The sequence below is a fragment of the Collinsella aerofaciens genome, from assembly GCF_039062315.1.
GTDB lineage: Bacteria > Actinomycetota > Coriobacteriia > Coriobacteriales > Coriobacteriaceae > Collinsella > Collinsella aerofaciens_BG.
Genome location: NZ_JBCJBG010000010.1, coordinates 15,733 through 31,610, shown reverse-complemented (window position 1 = coordinate 31,610; position 15,878 = coordinate 15,733). Strand labels below are relative to the sequence as shown.

Below are 15,878 nucleotides of genomic sequence, written 5' to 3'. Positions count from 1 at the left end.
TGCCCTCCTCTTTCGGGGCAAATCGACTCATCTCAACGACCCAAACACAATGCGCCGCAACGAATAAAGCCTCCGCAGCCACACGAGCTGCGGAGGCTTTTCTATGCCCTTTGTTACAAGCTTACCGTTCCTCGCGTTGCAGCCCGGCTGCCTCAGCTGTCTTTACGCGGTTCTTGTCGATGTACATGTTTTTGTCGGCCTGGGAAAAGAGCTCGCGCATCGTAGGCGGTTCGTCAAAATCACTGGAAAGCGCGTAGCCCACCGCATAGCTGATAGGCATGTCGGGGTGAGCCTCGGAATACTCGTTCACGTTCGCACGAACCCGAGCGAGACAGGACTCCACGGCAGCTCGATCGGCATCCCGCAGCACCGCGATAAACTCATCGCCACCGTCGCGGCCCACAAAGCAGGTCTCGGACGCCACGCACCCCAGCTGCTGGGCAAAAGAACGGATGTATTCGTCGCCCTTCTCGTGGCCGAAGTTGTTATTGACCGTATGCAGATTGTTAAGGTCGAAGACGCACACCGCAACGGGCGCCTCCGCGGAGACAGGCCGCTCCTGCCCCAAGATCTCCTCGCACTTGTTCTTGTTGGGCAGTCCCGTGGCTTCGTCGAGATAGACTTTGCTCTGCAGCTCGCGGTTGAGCGCGGCAGTGCGCACCGCGCGAACAAGTTCGACCGCAAAGGTCGCCACCAAGCCCACGATGTCGATGATCACCAAGCCCTCGAGATAGTTGAGCGCCGACGCCTTCTCCTGAGAGTAGTCCTCTGCGAGTCGCGTAGCATCGTCGCAAATGCCAAAGAACTCCTCGCTCATGGAGATGATGTCGGTGCTCTCGTAGCCGACTTCGCGCACGCGGCTAATCTCGGCGCAAAGCTCATCATAATAATTTGCAAGCTCGGTCATCTTTGCCTGATACTCATCGTCGTCGAGACGGACGAGGTTGAGGTCGTCACTTCCGTAACGCAAACCGTTGATGTATGAATCCACGGCTTTGAGCAGGTCATCTTGAGGCTGGCCCGCGTCCTCGAGCTTAACGATTCGCTGCGTGGTACCGCGCACCAGACCGGCGTAGTTGACCACGCGCGCCGTGCCCTGGATATCGGAGACGAGCAGCATAACATTAATGAAGAAGAAGATGAGAACTGCCGTGAGCACCATCATGAGCAGGCGCATCGCCCGACTGGCTTTCTTGGCGACAGAAGCATTCACAAGTTCACTCCTCAAATGACAAAAGTGCAGGTAGCACACAGTGTGCTGAAATTCACGTGAGGTCAACTCTACCAGATGATTTTTCTAGGACGGGGATTAAAGAATCATCGACACGATAGCTATTTGAGAAGTTGTGCCATAGCGTTGACGAATTTTTGGACTTGGAGGGTGGGCTCGAGCGGGTAGTGCAGAAAGACCGGCACCTCGCGGCCGCACAGGAACGGCACGCCCACAAAGGCTGGGTGCACCCCCGACCACGCTCCGCAGGTGAGCACCGCGTCGCCCTTTTCCTCCGCCTCGTTAAAGAGCGCAAAGTCAAAGCTGTCCACGTCGATCACGTCAACGCCGCCGTCGGCCAGAAGGTCGATGCGCAGACTGTCCATTGCGTCGTTGCCGTGACGGAGCACGCGCAGGCGCATGCCCTCTAAGTCGGCAACCGTGATGCGCGTCTTGCGCGCCAGCGGGCTCGTACGCGGCAGGTCGATATAAAACGGCACGTTAACGATGCGGAGCTTTTGGCAGGCATCACCCCAGCGTGGGGTCGAAAAACTCGACTGCACTACATCCACCTCGCGACCAAGGCTGCGCATGACGGATTCGCGCTCGTCATAGAGGTCGCTTACCGGCACGATCTCAAATCGCAGCGACGGTTCCAGATCGTGAATGTCCGACCACATCGACAGCGTTTGGCGCCCCGGGCACATCATCGACACGCCCAGACGCACGGCACCGCCATCGCCCGCCGCGCGTCTGGCACGGCGCAGCGCGTCCTCGGACTGCCGCATGATCGAGCGCGCGTCGTCCACCAGCAGGGCGCCGGCCGGCGTCACTTTAACGCCCGAGTGCGAGCGTTCGAACAGCATGATGCCAAACTCGGCCTCAAATCCCGACACCTGTTTGACGAGCGCCGGAGTCGACACGCGCAATTTTGCCGCCGCCCGTGAGAAGCTTCCCAGCTCCGCGGCGGCCGATATGGCCTCGAGTCGTCGATCGTACACGTCAATCTCCTGTTTCCAGACGCATGGCAATGAACTACCGAAGGGGGTCGTTTTGGCAGGTCACGCGCTCAATTGAGAAAAAACTGCATCGCACGGTGTAAACCTACAGTTAACGCCATTCTAACAAATATGCAATTCACCTGCGCAAATGCAAAGCATACGATAACCAGCGAAAACCACGTGGGTCGATTAATGGGAGCGACCCACCGGGAGGCACAAGAAGGGAAGTTCCTATGAGCAATTGGCTTAAGCTCGAGGGCGATGTCTGCGCCGTGACTGGCGCGCTCGGCGGTATGGGCGTCGAGATTTGCCGCGAGTTCGCCCGCAACGGCGCCAACGTCGTCCTGCTCGACCTGGACGAAGAGAAGGTCAAGGCCGCTGCCGCCGACCTCGCCGCTGAGTTTGGCATCCACGCCGAGGGTTACAAGATGAACGCCACCGACGAGGCCGAGGTTCAGGCTGCCGTCGACGCCACCATCGCCGACTTCGGCCGCGTCGACGTTCTCGTCAACACCGCCGGCATCCTGCGCTTCGCCGCCATGGAGGACCTGCCGCTGAGCGACTGGGAGCAGGTGCTCAACGTCAACCTCACCGGCTACTTCATCACCTCGCAGCGTTTTGGTCGCGAGATGATCAAGGCCGGCCAGGGCCGCCTGGTGCACATCTCGACCGTCGCCAGCCACTCCCCCGAGACGTTCTCGGGCGTGTACAGCTCCACCAAGGCGGGCGTCAACATGATGTCCAAGATGCTCGCCGCCGAGTGGGGCCCTTACGGCGTCCGCTCCAACTGCGTCGAGCCCTGCTTCGTTAAGACCCCGATGTCGGCCAACTTCTACGCCGACCCCGAGGTCGAAAAGAGCCGCAGCCGCCTGATCGCCACGCGCCGCATCGGCGAGGTTAGCGATATCGCCAACGCCGTCATGTTCCTGGCGTCCAAGCGCTCGGACTTTACCACCGGCGACGCCATCAAGGTCGACGGCGGCTTCTCCAACATGATGGGCGACCTCACCGCCAAGCCCGGCGGCCGTCGCGCCTATGCCGACAACTACCTCAAGAACAAGGGTGTCGAGCTTTGGTCCGATGAGTCCGGCGTCGCCAAGCCGACTGACCAGTAAACCAACCTAACAGGGAGGCCCGCGGATACGCCCGCTCCTCCCCCATATCGATTAGAAAGAGTCCAATGGCTTCCACCAACTCCAACAAGGGTCGCGCCGTCGTGCTTTCCGCCGCGTGCGTCACCATGTTCTTCATCAGCTCCATCGCGCTGTATTCCGTCGTGAGCAAGAACCTGCTCGCCGTCTACCCCGAGTGGTCCAGCGCTCTTACCTGGGCCTTCCCGGTCTTTCAGACCATCATGGCCGTGACGGGCATCTTCGCCGGCCGCATCTCCGATAAGATCGGCCCGCGCAACGTCGTGATCGCCGCCGCCGTGTGCTACGGCGTGGGCTGGTTCATGTCCGGCACCGTCACCGAGCCGTGGCAGTTCTACCTGTGGTTCTCGCTCGTCGCCGCCATCGGCAACGGCCTGGGCTACAACCCCGCGCTCACCACCGGCCAAAAGTGGTTCATCGACAAGAAGGGTCTCGCCTCCGGCATCACCCTGGCCGCTTCGACCGCCGGCCCCGCCGTGCTGTCCCCGGTGCTCGCCTCGCTGCTCATCCCGAGCCTGGGTATCTTTGGCGCCCTTAAGGCACTCGGCGTCATCTTCTTTGTGATGATCGCCGCCTCTGCCCTGTTCCTGAAGGCCCCCGAGGCCGGCTGGCTACCCGAAGGCTTCGAGGCCCCCAAGGGCGGCGCGCACGCCGGCACCTTCGGCGACCTCACCCCGGGCGAGATGGTCAAGACCCCGCGCTTCTGGGTCCTCATCATCACCTTCGCCTTTGCCGCCACCGCGGGCACCCTGCTCGTCGGCAAGGTTGCCTCCATCGCCGCCGTCCAGCTCTTCACCGACCCCACGAGCGCCGCAGCCGTCGCCCTCGGCGGCGTGGTCGTCTCCGTCAACACCTGCGCCAACCTGGTCGGTCGCCTGTCCTTTGGTCAGATCATCGACAAGCTCGGTGCCTACAAGTCGCTGCTCATCAGCCTTGTCGTCACCATCGTCGCCCTCGTCATCATGTCGATGAGCTTTACGCAGAGCATGTTCTTTGTGGCGCTCGCCCTGCTCGGCTTTAGCTTTGGCGCTCTGCTCGTCATCTACCCGCCGCTCACCGGTGGCGCCTTCGGTACCAGCAACATCGGCGTCAACTACGGCATCATGTTTTTGGGCTACGCCGCTTCCACCTGGATCAGCCAGCCCATCACCGCCGTGCTGTATCACGCCGAGGCCGGCAGCGCCGCCTACCAGCAGTCCTTCTACGGCGCTATTGTGATCGCCGCCATCGCCGTCGTGCTCACCGTCTACATGATGGTCTCCGACAGCAAGAAGAAGTCCGCCTAGTTTTACCGATGCGACAAAGGAACAGCCCCTTTGTCGCATTCCACCGGTCACCAGTATTAAGGAGTCGAAATGTCTGAGCTCAACCCCGTCCGCATTGCCGTTATCGGCGCCGGCGCCATGGGCCGCAACCACATCCGCTTTGTCACCGAGGAGGCCGAGGCCGAGCTCGTCGCCATCGCCGACGCCTTTGAAGGCGCCCGTGCCACGGCCGAGGCCGCCGGCGTGCCGTTTTACACCGATCCCGCCCAGATGATGGACGAGGTCAAGCCCGAGGCCGTCATTATCGCCACCCCCAACGACCTGCACCTGGGCGTTGCCCGCGAGGCTGTGAAGCGCAACATCGTGCCGTTGGTCGAAAAGCCGATCTCCAACGATCTCGAGGATGCCCAGGCCTTCGCCGCCGAGGCCGAGACCGCCGGCGTGCCCGTGCTCGTGGGCCAGCACCGTCGCCACAACCCCTTCGTCAACAAGGCCAAGGAGATCATCGAGTCCGGCGAGCTGGGCAAGCTCACCGTGTCGAGCTTCCACTACATGATCTATAAGAATGACGAGTACTTCGATGTCGAGTGGCGCCGCAAGAAGGGTGCCGGCCCGATCCTGGTCAACCTGGTTCACGACGTCGACCTGCTCCGCTATCTGCTGGGCGAGCCCGTTGCCGTCCAGGGTATGCAGTCCAGCGCCGCCCGCGGTTTTGAGACCGAGGACTCCGCCGTGGTCAACGTCCGTTTTGCCGATGGCGCGCTCGCGAGCATGACCATCTCCGACGCCACCGCCAGCCCCTGGAACTGGGAGGCCACCGCTCGCGAGGATCCGCAGTACCGCCCCTTCGACGCCGACGCCTACTTTATCGGCGGAACCCTGGGTGCCCTTTCGCTGCCCCGCCTGCACCAGTTCTCCTACGACGGCGCCTCCAACTGGCACAAGCCGCTGCAGATGGAGATTCCGGCCGTCGACCCGGCACTGCCGCACAAGATGCAGCTCAAGCACTTTGTGAAGGTTGTCCGCCGCGAGGTCGAGCCCGTCGTGACCCCCGCCGATAACGTCAAGACGCTCACGCTTCTCAACGCCATCAAGGAAGCCGCCGAGACCGGCCAGCTCGTCGAGCTGTAACGCCTTAGGGCGGACCGCGGCAGAAACCCCATGCCGAGCCCCTCGGCCCGCCACAAATATGCCCCTCTTTTTTGCCCCGCGAGCGGCCTCCCGCCCGCGGGGCATTTTGCTACCTTGACGACGATTTTTCTGGGGCGGGGGCTATTTTGCGCCTCAGCTTGGTTCGTCCGCCACGAAATGGGCCTATCTACTACGTTTAACCGATCGCCCTCAACCATGCCAAATTTCGCGAAGAAAAAACCGCAGGTAGACGGCTTGTCGATTTTCGGAAAAACCAGGTATGGTCGACCCATACGGTTCAAACGTAGTAGATAGACCGTTTTCGTGGCGCGGCCCCAAAAACAGTCTTTTGGGACGGGTGGTATCCTTGGTAGCCCTGTGTTGCAAACGCACCTTAAACGCAAGGAGTCCCATGGATCTTATCGCCCAGCTCGCCCGCGAGCTCAACCTTAAGGCCGCCAACATCGAGGCGGCCGTCAAGCTCATCGACGAGGGCAACACCATCCCCTTTATCTCGCGCTACCGCAAGGAAGCCACAGGCGGAATGGACGACGTCGCCCTGCGCGCACTCGACGAGCGCCTGTCCTACCTGCGCAATCTTGAACAGCGCAAAGAGGACGTCATTCTGCTCATCGACGCCCAGGGCAAACTCACGCCAGAGCTTGAGCAGCAAATTCGCGAGGCCACGCAGCTCCAGCGTGTCGAGGACCTCTACAAGCCCTACCGCAAAAAGCGCATGACTCGCGCGCAGAAGGCCCGCGAGGCAGGCCTGGAGCCGCTTGCCAACATGATCATCATGCAGGCCTCGGCCAAGGGCAGCGCGCTCGATGCCGCCGCGGCCTACGTCAACGAGGACGCCGGCTTCAACACGCCCGAAAAGGCGCTCGCCGGGGCGGCGGACATCGTGGCCGAGACGGTGGCCGAGGACCCCGAGAACGTCGCCGACCTGCGCGCCTTTACGCAGAACACCGCCGATATCGTCGTCGAAGCCACAGGCCCCGCCGAGAAGACCCCCTACGAGCCCTACTACAACTTTGACGAGCCGCTGCGCCGTATACCCAACCACCGCGTGCTGGCTATCGACCGCGGCGAGCGCGAGGGCAAGCTCCGCGTGCGCGTGAACGTCGACGGCGCCGCCGCCACGGCACGCCTCGGCAGCCGTTGGCCCCGACGCCAGGGCGTATTCGCGCCCGTCTTCGATGCCGCCATCGCCGACGGCTACAAGCGCCTCATGGCCCCCTCGCTGGAGCGCGAAGCCCGCGCCAAACTCACCGTCCGTGCGCAGACCGAGGCTATCAACGTCTTTGCCAAGAATCTCGAGGGCCTGCTCTCGGCACGCCCCGTCCGTGGCGCCCGCGTGCTCGCGCTCGATCCGGGCTACCGCACCGGCTGCAAGGTCGCCGTTATGGACGAGACCGGCAAGCTGCTCGACCACGGCGTGGTCTACCCCACCAAGCCGCGCCACGACGTCGCCGGCACCAAGCGCGAGCTCGCCCGCCTCGTCAAGAAGGACAGCGTCAACACCATCGTCATCGGCAACGGCACCGCCAGCCGCGAGACCGAGGAAGTCGTCTCGGAGTTCATTGCCGAGCAGGCGCCCAGCCTTCGCTACACCATCGTTAACGAAGCCGGCGCGTCGGTGTACTCGGCTTCCGAACTCGCCAGCCAGGAGTATCCCGACCTGGACGTCACCGTGCGTGGCGCCATGAGCCTGGGCCGCCGCCTGCAAGACCCGCTGGCAGAGCTCGTCAAGATCCCGCCCCAGTCCATCGGCGTTGGCCAGTACCAGCACGACCTTGACCAGGCCGAGCTTTCGCGCACGTTGGGCCATGTGGTGGAGGACGTCGTCAACCGCGTGGGCGTCGACGTCAACACCGCGAGCGCAAGCCTGCTGGGATACGTATCGGGCATCACACCGAGCGTAGCCAAGAATATCGTGGCCTACCGCGAGGAAAACGGAGCCTTTACCGATCGTCGCCAGCTCAAGAAGGTCCCCAAGCTGGGACCCAAGGCATATCTCAACGCCGCGGGCTTTTTGCGCATCAGTGGCGGCAAGAACCCGCTTGACGCGACAAGCGTCCACCCCGAGAGCTACGAGGTGGCGACGGCCGTCCTGGAGCGCGCCGGCGTTGCGGCAAGCGAGCTCAGCCGCGGCGGCGTGCCCGACATCGAGCGCCGTCTGGGCAGTATCTCGGCGCTGGCAAGCGACCTGGACTGCGGCACCCTGACGCTCATCGACATTGTCAACGAGCTCAAGAAGCCCGGTCGCGACCCGCGCGACGACGCGCCCGAGGTGGTCTTTAGCCGCTCAGCACTTTCCATCGATGACCTGGAGCCCGGCATGGAGCTCAAGGGCACAGTGCGCAACGTCGTCGACTTTGGCGCGTTCGTCGACGTGGGCGTGCACCAGGACGGCCTCGTGCACATCTCCAAACTGGCCAACCGCTTTGTCAAGCACCCCAGCGACGTGGTGCACGTCGGTGACACGGTCAAGGTGTGGGTCGAGAAGGTCGATCGCGACCGCAAAAAGATCTCCCTCACCATGGTGCAGGGAAAGTAAACCGCCAAAGCAGGGGTACCCCCTGTAGCGACGTGCAAAATCGCGAGTATTCTGCAATTTCCGCCGTTCCGAACGCCCCACAGAGACAATAACGTCAAAAACAGCCCCCGTTTTAGCGACATTAGAGCCAGAACGGGGGCTGTTCCGTGCTTCACCCAACTGGTAAAAGCCTTTACCTTGCTGAATACTCTCAATTTTGCACGGCGCAGGCAGGGGTACCTTTGCCCACGGCAGGATATGGAAGCCTATCGCCAACCTACTGGCAAGCTCGTGTCGGCAGCCCCGGCCTTTCCTTTGCCTAGCGCGACCCTCGCGAAGCGCGTGAGCGATAGGGAAAGGAAAGGCCGGGGCGAGCAGCCCGCGGCGTAGCCAGTGTTCGCGTTACGGCAGGATATGGAAGCCCAAAGCGGCGATATCCTTGGCAAAGCCGCGCACGGTGTCGAGCGAGACCTCGTACGGGTCGCGACCGATATTCTTGCGCTTGGCCAGGATGCTGTTGGGTACCGTGATAATCTGGCAACCGCAGGCCTCGGCCTGATAAATGTTGATGAGCTCGCGCGTGGACGCCCACAGGACCTCACAGTTGGGCTTGGCGGCGGCCTTCTTGACCGACTCCGTCATAAACGGAATGGGATCGACGCCGGTATCGGCGATACGGCCGGCAAAGAGCGAGATAATGGACGGCGTCTCGGTGTCAACGGCCTCGACCATCTCGTCGACCTGCTCGGGCGTAAAGATAGTGGTAACGTTGACCTTGATGTCGTCGGCCGAAAGCTTGCGCACCAGCTCGGCGGTGGACTCGCCCTTGGTGGTCACGCACGGAATCTTGACGTAGACGTTCTCGGCCCAGGTAGCGATCTCGCGCGCCTCGACCTCCATGGTCTCGACATCGTCGGCAAAGACCTCAAACGAGACGGATACATCGGTGATGTGGGCCAGGACCTCCTTGGCAAACGCACGGTAATCCGTCACGCCGCCCTTCTTCATAAGGGACGGGTTGGTCGTGAAACCCTGAACGTTGCCGTTCTCGTACATGTCGAGCATGCCCTCGAGGTTTGCACCGTCAGCGAACACCTTGATTGCCATCTGCCTGATTCCTTTCGTTAGCATACGGCCGATAAACTGCTAAACACTTTACCTACGTTTATCAAGGCGTGAGCTGCGGTTTTTTATCTTCTCGGCGAACGGTATAAACACCTCAGTATTTGGATTGATAAATCGGTTGAGCATGCAAAAGCAAAGAGTCGCAATTTGAGCAAACGTCAGAACGCGGGATTCATTAGATGAGGCCGAAATGCTGCATCGCTGTGACGGTGCCGTCGTGTGCGACATCATCAGTCACGTAGTCGGCGAGCGCCTTGACCTCGGGCATGGCGTTGCCCATGGCCACGGCCGTCTCGACAGCGGCGAGCATACCCAGATCGTTGCCGGAATCGCCAAAGCCAAAGGTGCGCGCGTTGCCGGTGCGACCCAGGTATTCCAGCGCTCGCGCCACGCCCACGCCCTTGTCGATGCCCTTGGGACTCAGCTCGCGATTCTGACCACCGGTGTTGCACAGCTCAAACTCGCGATCGATAAAGCCGTCATCGTTGGCCACGCGAGCCAAACTGGGCGCATTGAGGCCTACCTTGCCCACGCGCAGACGGCCGTCGACGCGCATTTCCTCGGCGCTGTGCACCACAGAAGTGCCGATCAGAGACGACCGCTCAATACCCGCGGGTTCCAGGGCAAAAGTAGCCACGTTGGTCTCGAAAAAGGCCTCAATCCCTGCCGCGGCCATACGGCGCGCAAGCTCCTCGATAACGTCCTCGTCAAAGCAGTCCTCATGCACCACGCGGCCCTCAACCTCGAGCGTCGCTCCCGCCATGGCAACGACACCCGCCGGGTTCAGCGCGCGCAGGCCATCGGCAATCAGCCACAAGGGACGACCCGTGCAGATAAATGCCTTGTGCCCTGCGTCGCGCAGGCGATGAAACGCCTCGACGACCGCCTGCGAGGGGCGAACCGCCGAAAAGTCCTTGTCGGTCATGTTGTCGGGATCGAACGACGTCAGCGTGCCGTCCACGTCAAAAAAGAGCACGGCGGAATCGGGGCACGCATCAATCATATGGGTTCCTTTCGGGGGCGAGAGTAAACGAAGCATCCATCATATAATGGAGCGACGCAACCAGAGAGGTCACCCATGGAATTTTACGCAAGCTGCCCCGAGGGCTTTGAGTCCGCACTCGCCGATGAGCTTAAACGCCTCGGGCTTTCGCATGTTCGCCGGCTGAAGGGCCGCGCTACATTTGAGGGCGAGCTCGAAGAAGGCTACCGCGCCTGTCTGTGGTCACGCCTGGCGAGCCGTGTGTTCGTGGTACTCGGGCGCTTTGAGGCGCAGGATGCCGATGAACTGTACGACAGCGTTTACGACATCGCCTGGGAAACCATCATCCGACCCGGTGCCACCATCGCCATCACCGCCCGCGGCGTGACCGAGCAGCTGCGCAACACGCGCTTCTCGGCCCTGCGCGCCAAGGACGCATTGTGCGACCGCTTGGCCGAAACCACGGGCCGTCGCGCCGATGTCGACGCCGCCGATCCCGATGTTCACCTGCTGCTTTCGCTGCGTCAGCGCCGCGCGAGCATCAGCCTGGACCTTTCGGGCGACCCGCTGTTCAAACGCCTGCCGCCCGCAGCGACCCGCGCCGGCGAGGGCACGCACGTGCTGCGCCCCGACTACGCCGCCCTGGTGCTGGCGCAGGTCGGCTGGACCGCACTGTGCGAGCGCGAGTTGACGGCCGACGATTACGAGAACGAAGCCCTTCCCACGCTGATCGATGCCTCGTGCGCCGGCGGCGGCCTGTTGCTGGAAGCCGTGAACATTCTGACCGACCGCGCCCCAGGTGCCGCACGCGAGCGCTGGGGCTTTGAGGGCTGGCAGCTGCACGACGCCGCCCTGTGGGAGCAGCTGCTTGCCGGGGCGCGCGAGCGCGAAGCGGCAGCGCGCGAGCGCCAGGCGCGCATCGTGGCCGTAGACATCGACCCCGCCGCCCGCAAGACTGCCGAGCGCATGGTCAAGTGCGCCGGCTACAAGCGTTTTGTCGACTTTTGTGCCGCCAAGCCCGCCACCGTGCTGGACCATGCGGGCGCCGTCGCCGGTGCCGCCGTGGTCGCAGACACCACCGAGACCCCGCTTTCGCTCATGCACGACGCCATGACGCTGGTCGGCGAGCTGCGCCGCGCGCCCGAGCTCGCTTCGGCACCGGTCGCCGCACTCACCCGCGATGGCCTTATGGCCCGCGCGCTCCATGCCGAGCCCGCGCGCTCCATCGCCGTCATGCCCAATAACGAGGAGGCGGCTATTGAGGTTTGGCCTTCGCTCGACCACGCCGCCGCAGCGTTTGAGGCTGCGACCAGCGCGGATGCCGAGGAGCAGACCGCAGACGCTCAAGGCGAAGCCGCCGACACCCTCATGCCCGAACCTACCGCCACACTCAACTTGGGCGACGGCAAACCGCTGCCCGTGCTCATCCCCGAGTCCGAGCAGTTCGCCAACCGCCTGCGCAAGAATGCCCGTCTGCGCCGCAAGTGGGCCAAGCGCGAGGGCGTGAGCTGCTACCGCGTCTACGATGCCGACCTACCCGACTACTCCGCCGCCATCGACCTGTACGAGGGCTGCCCGCAGACGCCGGGCCGCTGGCTCGTCATTGCCGAATACGCCGCGCCCAAGACCATCGACCCCGCGCTGGCCCAGGCCCGTATGCTCGACATTCTGGCCATCGCGCCGCGTATCCTTGATGTTCCGGCCGAGCATGTGCACGCCAAGGCCCGCATGCGTTCGCGCGGCGGCTCGCAGTACGGCAAACAGGGCGCCGGCAAGGGCGCATCGGGCGAGCGCGCCAATATCGCACGCCGCCGTCTGCCGCTCATCGAAGAGGGCGGACTCACCTTCGCCGTCAACTTTGACGACTACCTGGACGTCGGTATCTTCCTGGATCACCGCGTCACGCGCAACCTGGTGCGCGAGCACGCCAAGCAGGCGCGCCGCTTCCTCAACCTGTTTGCCTACACCGGCACCGCCACCTGCTACGCGGCCGATGGCGGCGTCGAGGAAACCGTGACGGTCGACCTCTCCAACACCTATCTGGACTGGGCCGAGCGCAATATGCGCCAGAACGGCTTTGTTGGTCCGCAGCATCATTTTGTGCGCGACGACGTGCTCGCCTGGATTCGTGACCAGCGCCAGACGCGCAACCGCTGGGACCTGATCTTTGTCGACCCGCCCACGTTCTCGAACTCGTCAAAGATGGGCCGCCGTACCTGGGATGTCCAGCGCGACCATGTTGAGCTGTTGGTCGGCGTATCGCGCCTGCTCGCACAGGGCGGCCACGCCATCTTTAGCTGCAACCTGCGCGGCTTCCGCCCCGAGACGCGCAAGCTCGCGCGCGCGGGCGTCGTGCTGGAGGACATTACGACGCAGACCATTCCCGAGGACTTCGCGCGCAACCAGAAGGTGCACCACTGCTATATCGTGCGCCGCCTGCCCATCGAGGACGCCATGGCCGAGGTCGGCTTTAGCGCCGAGGAGATTGCCGAGCGAACCGAGGAGCTGCGCAACCCCGAGGCCCGCAAGCCTCGCGCGGCAGCGCCCGCGCACGCGCAGGCAGGCGACCAGGGGCCGCACGGCAACGGCAAGTCCAACTTTGCTGGCAAACCCTCCCCTGCCGGCAAGTCCAAAAAGAAGAAGTTCTACGCCAGCAAGCCCAAGGGCAAATAGACAACGTTGCGGTGGAATACGGACTGTTTTGCCTGGAATTAGGCAAATTTAGACCGTATTTCACCGCAACTCATATTGGGATGGCGGATGCCGACCTATCCCTGGATGACCAATCGGTAACCAATACCCACGTGCGTCTGGATATAGCGCGGATGCGCGGGGTCGGACTCAATCTTCTTACGCAGCGTACCCATAAAGACGCGCAGGCTCGCCAGGTCGCTCTTAGTTGCCGTGCCCCAAATCTCGTGCAGGATAAACTGGTGCGTCAGTACCTTGTCGGCGTTATGCGCCAGCAGGCACAGGAGCTTATACTCGATCGGCGTCAGATGCAGTTCCTCACCATCCATCATGGCGATGCCGGCATCAAAATCGATATGCAGCTCACCGGTATCGAACGAGCCCTCGGAGACAACGCCGCCCGTCTGCGCATACGAAAGGCGCCTGAGCGTCGTGCGAATGCGCGCGAGCAGTTCCTCGACCGAAAATGGCTTGGTCAGATAGTCGTCGGCACCGGCATCGAGCGCGCGGATTTTGTCCGCATCCTCGCTGCGCGCCGAGACCACGATAATCGGCATGCCCGACCATGCGCGCACCGACTCCACCACCTTGACGCCGTCCATATCGGGCAGGCCCAGATCGAGCAGCACAATGCTCGGCGCCTGCGACGAGGCGGCGGCGATGGCGGCATGGGCGGTCTCCACAGCCATATGGCGCAAGCCGTGCGCCTCGAGCGCGGCAACAATAAGATTGCGAACGGCGGGGTCGTCCTCAACGACCAAGATGAGCGGTTTTACGGCAGAGTTCGGCACAGCGCTACTCCTTATCAAACGAAACGTCGGCGGCGGGAAGTTCAATCGTAAAGACCGAACCGTGCGGGTCCGCCGCGGCAACCTCTATGCTACCGCCATGCGCCAACGCAATGGAACGGCAGAGCGAAAGACCCAGGCCAACGCTGCGGTGGCTGTCTGCCAGACCATGGTTGGCGGTATAGAACGACTCAAAGATCCGCTCGCGATCCTCGGGTGCGATGCCCGGACCATCATCGGCCACCGAGCACGCCACGCGTCCATCGTCGACGCTAATCGAAATCATGATATGCGAGCCCGCGGGCGTATAGGTGATGGCGTTGTTCACCAGATTGACCACCAGCTGCACCATCAGGCGTGCATCGACGTTGACGAGCGCCGGCTCATCGCACGCCACCACCTTAAGGTCGTGCTCGCGCACGGCAGGGTTCACGTGGCGCAGCGCCTCCTCGACGATATCGTCCATGAGCTCGAGCGTGGTCGACAGGTGCATACCGCCACCCTCGAGCTTGGTGATGGCGAGCAGATTCTCGACGGTGGCGTTGAGCCACAGCGCATCCGAGCGAATGGATAGAAGCAGGCCGCGGCGCGTCTGGGCATCGAGCACCGCGGTGCCGGTCGAGCCCTGATCGAGCAGCACGTCGGCATTACCCGAAATACTGGTAAGCGGCGTGCGCAGATCATGCGAGATGGAGCGCAGCAGGTTGGCGCGCAGCTGTTCGTTTTTGGCGAGCACCGCCGCCTCCTCGCGGGCCTCCATGGCGCGGGCGCGGTCGAGCGCCAGCTCGCCTTCGCTCACGATGGCATCGGCAAGTGTCCGCTCCTCATGCGTCAGCACGTCGGGCTCGGCAACGATAGCCAGCACGCCCACCACCGAGGCGGGGTTGCCCGAGCGCACGAAGCCGTCGCCCGTGCGAACCGTCAGGTAGATGCCATAAAACGCCGAGCCGCCATAGGTGGCATCGAGCGGCGTACCCACATAGGCGGACGCCGAGAGCCGCGGCGGCATCTGCGGCGCCAGCTCGTGCACCGGCGCGGCATCGCCCACGGCCGTGTATGTCGCACGCGGCAGCAGGTCATCGCCCTCGGCGTCGGCGCCGTACCACACGACCGGACGGCCCGAAAGACGCGCCAGCTGCGTGGCCATAGCGTGAACAATCTGCTGCTGATCGGCGCAGCGCTGCAACATGCGGTTGGTCTCGAGCACCATATGCGTGCGGCGGTCGCTGGCGGCAGCCTGTGCCAAGGCGCGGCGCAGGGCCAACGCAATCGAGCTCGACACAAGCGAGACCACGAACATGATGAAGAACATGCCGGGATAGACGCGATCGATAAGCGACAGCGAGTAGCGCGGGTCGATAAACAAGAAGTTGTAGAGCGCCACGGCGGCAGCCGAGCTCAGCAAGCAATACAGGCGACTCCAAGTAAAGAATGCGCACAGCTGAACGGCGAACACATAGACGATCATGATGCTCGGCGCGAGACCCGGATGGTCGAGCAGCGCGCCCACAATCGTCGCCGCGACCAGCAGCCCCACCGATACGCAGGCGTCATACAGAGGGCCGCGGCGCGTCAGCGTTGTGCGCCGCCACCAAAAGTTGTCGGCAATATCGCCGTCCGCACGGACGTCCATCAGCGCCCCGCCCCTCTCTCAAAAACAAAAACCACCACAAAGGGACAGGCACCTTTGTGGTGGTTTCCCTTGTGGTGGTTCCAAGTGTAAAGCCTTCTACGACCGGCAGCCGCTAGACAAACAGCACGTGCGCGAGCAGTGCGCACACGCACACCGCTCCAAATACCAGTGCCACGATCGAAATCACACGATCGGTCATGTCCATGTTGGCACGATTCGTAAAGAACCGATCTTCGGCGGCGTCGACGCGCGCCTCACGCACCATCTCGGCAACCGCCTCGCGGCCATCAAGCATCTTTGCATCCATGTTTGCCCCCTCGATCTCAATCTTGTCCATCGAAAACCAACTCCATGCAGCCTGT

Annotated in this window: 12 protein-coding genes; 5 read left to right on the top strand and 7 right to left on the bottom strand. The window is 62.8% G+C overall.

Features of this window, described 5'->3' with window-relative positions:
* Positions 1-121: 121 nt before the first annotated feature.
* Complete coding sequence (locus ABCP74_RS06385; protein ID WP_343001277.1) at positions 122-1,213, bottom strand: GGDEF domain-containing protein; 1,092 nt, start codon at positions 1,211-1,213, stop codon at positions 122-124.
* 119 nt (positions 1,214-1,332) lie between these two features.
* Complete coding sequence (locus ABCP74_RS06380; RefSeq protein WP_343001278.1) at positions 1,333-2,211, bottom strand: LysR family transcriptional regulator; 879 nt, start codon at positions 2,209-2,211, stop codon at positions 1,333-1,335.
* Between the two features lie 233 nt (positions 2,212-2,444).
* Here ABCP74_RS06380 and ABCP74_RS06375 point away from each other — a divergent pair, with 233 nt between their 5' ends.
* From ABCP74_RS06375 to ABCP74_RS06360, 4 genes are all read left to right on the top strand, one after another.
* Complete coding sequence (locus ABCP74_RS06375; protein WP_118934451.1) at positions 2,445-3,326, top strand: SDR family NAD(P)-dependent oxidoreductase; 882 nt, start codon at positions 2,445-2,447, stop codon at positions 3,324-3,326.
* 65 nt (positions 3,327-3,391) lie between these two features.
* Positions 3,392-4,648, top strand: coding sequence for an MFS transporter (locus ABCP74_RS06370; RefSeq protein ID WP_343001279.1), 1,257 nt, complete (start codon positions 3,392-3,394; stop codon positions 4,646-4,648).
* 69 nt (positions 4,649-4,717) lie between these two features.
* Positions 4,718-5,758 (top strand): Gfo/Idh/MocA family oxidoreductase, encoded by a 1,041-nt coding sequence (locus tag ABCP74_RS06365; protein WP_343001280.1) that lies wholly within the window; start codon positions 4,718-4,720, stop codon positions 5,756-5,758.
* A gap of 412 nt (positions 5,759-6,170) precedes the next feature.
* The gene (locus ABCP74_RS06360; protein ID WP_343001281.1) at positions 6,171-8,318 is read left to right on the top strand and encodes a Tex family protein; all 2,148 of its coding nucleotides are present in this window, start codon (positions 6,171-6,173) and stop codon (positions 8,316-8,318) included.
* Between the two features lie 381 nt (positions 8,319-8,699).
* On the opposite strand, the gene ABCP74_RS06355 is transcribed toward ABCP74_RS06360, so the two are convergent.
* Both ABCP74_RS06355 and ABCP74_RS06350 read right to left on the bottom strand, forming a co-directional pair.
* Entirely contained in the window at positions 8,700-9,404 is a 705-nt protein-coding gene (locus ABCP74_RS06355) for a transaldolase (protein ID WP_343001282.1), read from the bottom strand.
* A gap of 193 nt (positions 9,405-9,597) precedes the next feature.
* A complete protein-coding gene (locus ABCP74_RS06350) occupies positions 9,598-10,425 on the bottom strand; it encodes an HAD-IIB family hydrolase (RefSeq protein WP_343001283.1) in 828 nt (275 codons plus the stop codon).
* 75 nt (positions 10,426-10,500) lie between these two features.
* Between ABCP74_RS06350 and rlmKL the strand changes: the two genes are divergently transcribed.
* Complete coding sequence (rlmKL, locus tag ABCP74_RS06345) at positions 10,501-13,077, top strand: bifunctional 23S rRNA (guanine(2069)-N(7))-methyltransferase RlmK/23S rRNA (guanine(2445)-N(2))-methyltransferase RlmL (protein WP_343001284.1); 2,577 nt, start codon at positions 10,501-10,503, stop codon at positions 13,075-13,077.
* 95 nt (positions 13,078-13,172) lie between these two features.
* On the opposite strand, the gene ABCP74_RS06340 is transcribed toward rlmKL, so the two are convergent.
* From ABCP74_RS06340 to ABCP74_RS06330, 3 genes are all read right to left on the bottom strand, one after another.
* Positions 13,173-13,886 carry a response regulator gene (locus ABCP74_RS06340; protein WP_343001285.1) on the bottom strand — a complete coding sequence of 238 codons (714 nt, stop codon included), beginning with the start codon at positions 13,884-13,886 and terminating at the stop codon, positions 13,173-13,175.
* A 4-nt stretch (positions 13,887-13,890) separates the two neighbouring features.
* Positions 13,891-15,516 carry an ATP-binding protein gene (locus ABCP74_RS06335; protein ID WP_343001286.1) on the bottom strand — a complete coding sequence of 542 codons (1,626 nt, stop codon included), beginning with the start codon at positions 15,514-15,516 and terminating at the stop codon, positions 13,891-13,893.
* Between the two features lie 112 nt (positions 15,517-15,628).
* The gene (locus ABCP74_RS06330; RefSeq protein ID WP_343001287.1) at positions 15,629-15,853 is read right to left on the bottom strand and encodes a hypothetical protein; all 225 of its coding nucleotides are present in this window, start codon (positions 15,851-15,853) and stop codon (positions 15,629-15,631) included.
* Between the last annotated feature and the right edge of the window lie 25 nt (positions 15,854-15,878).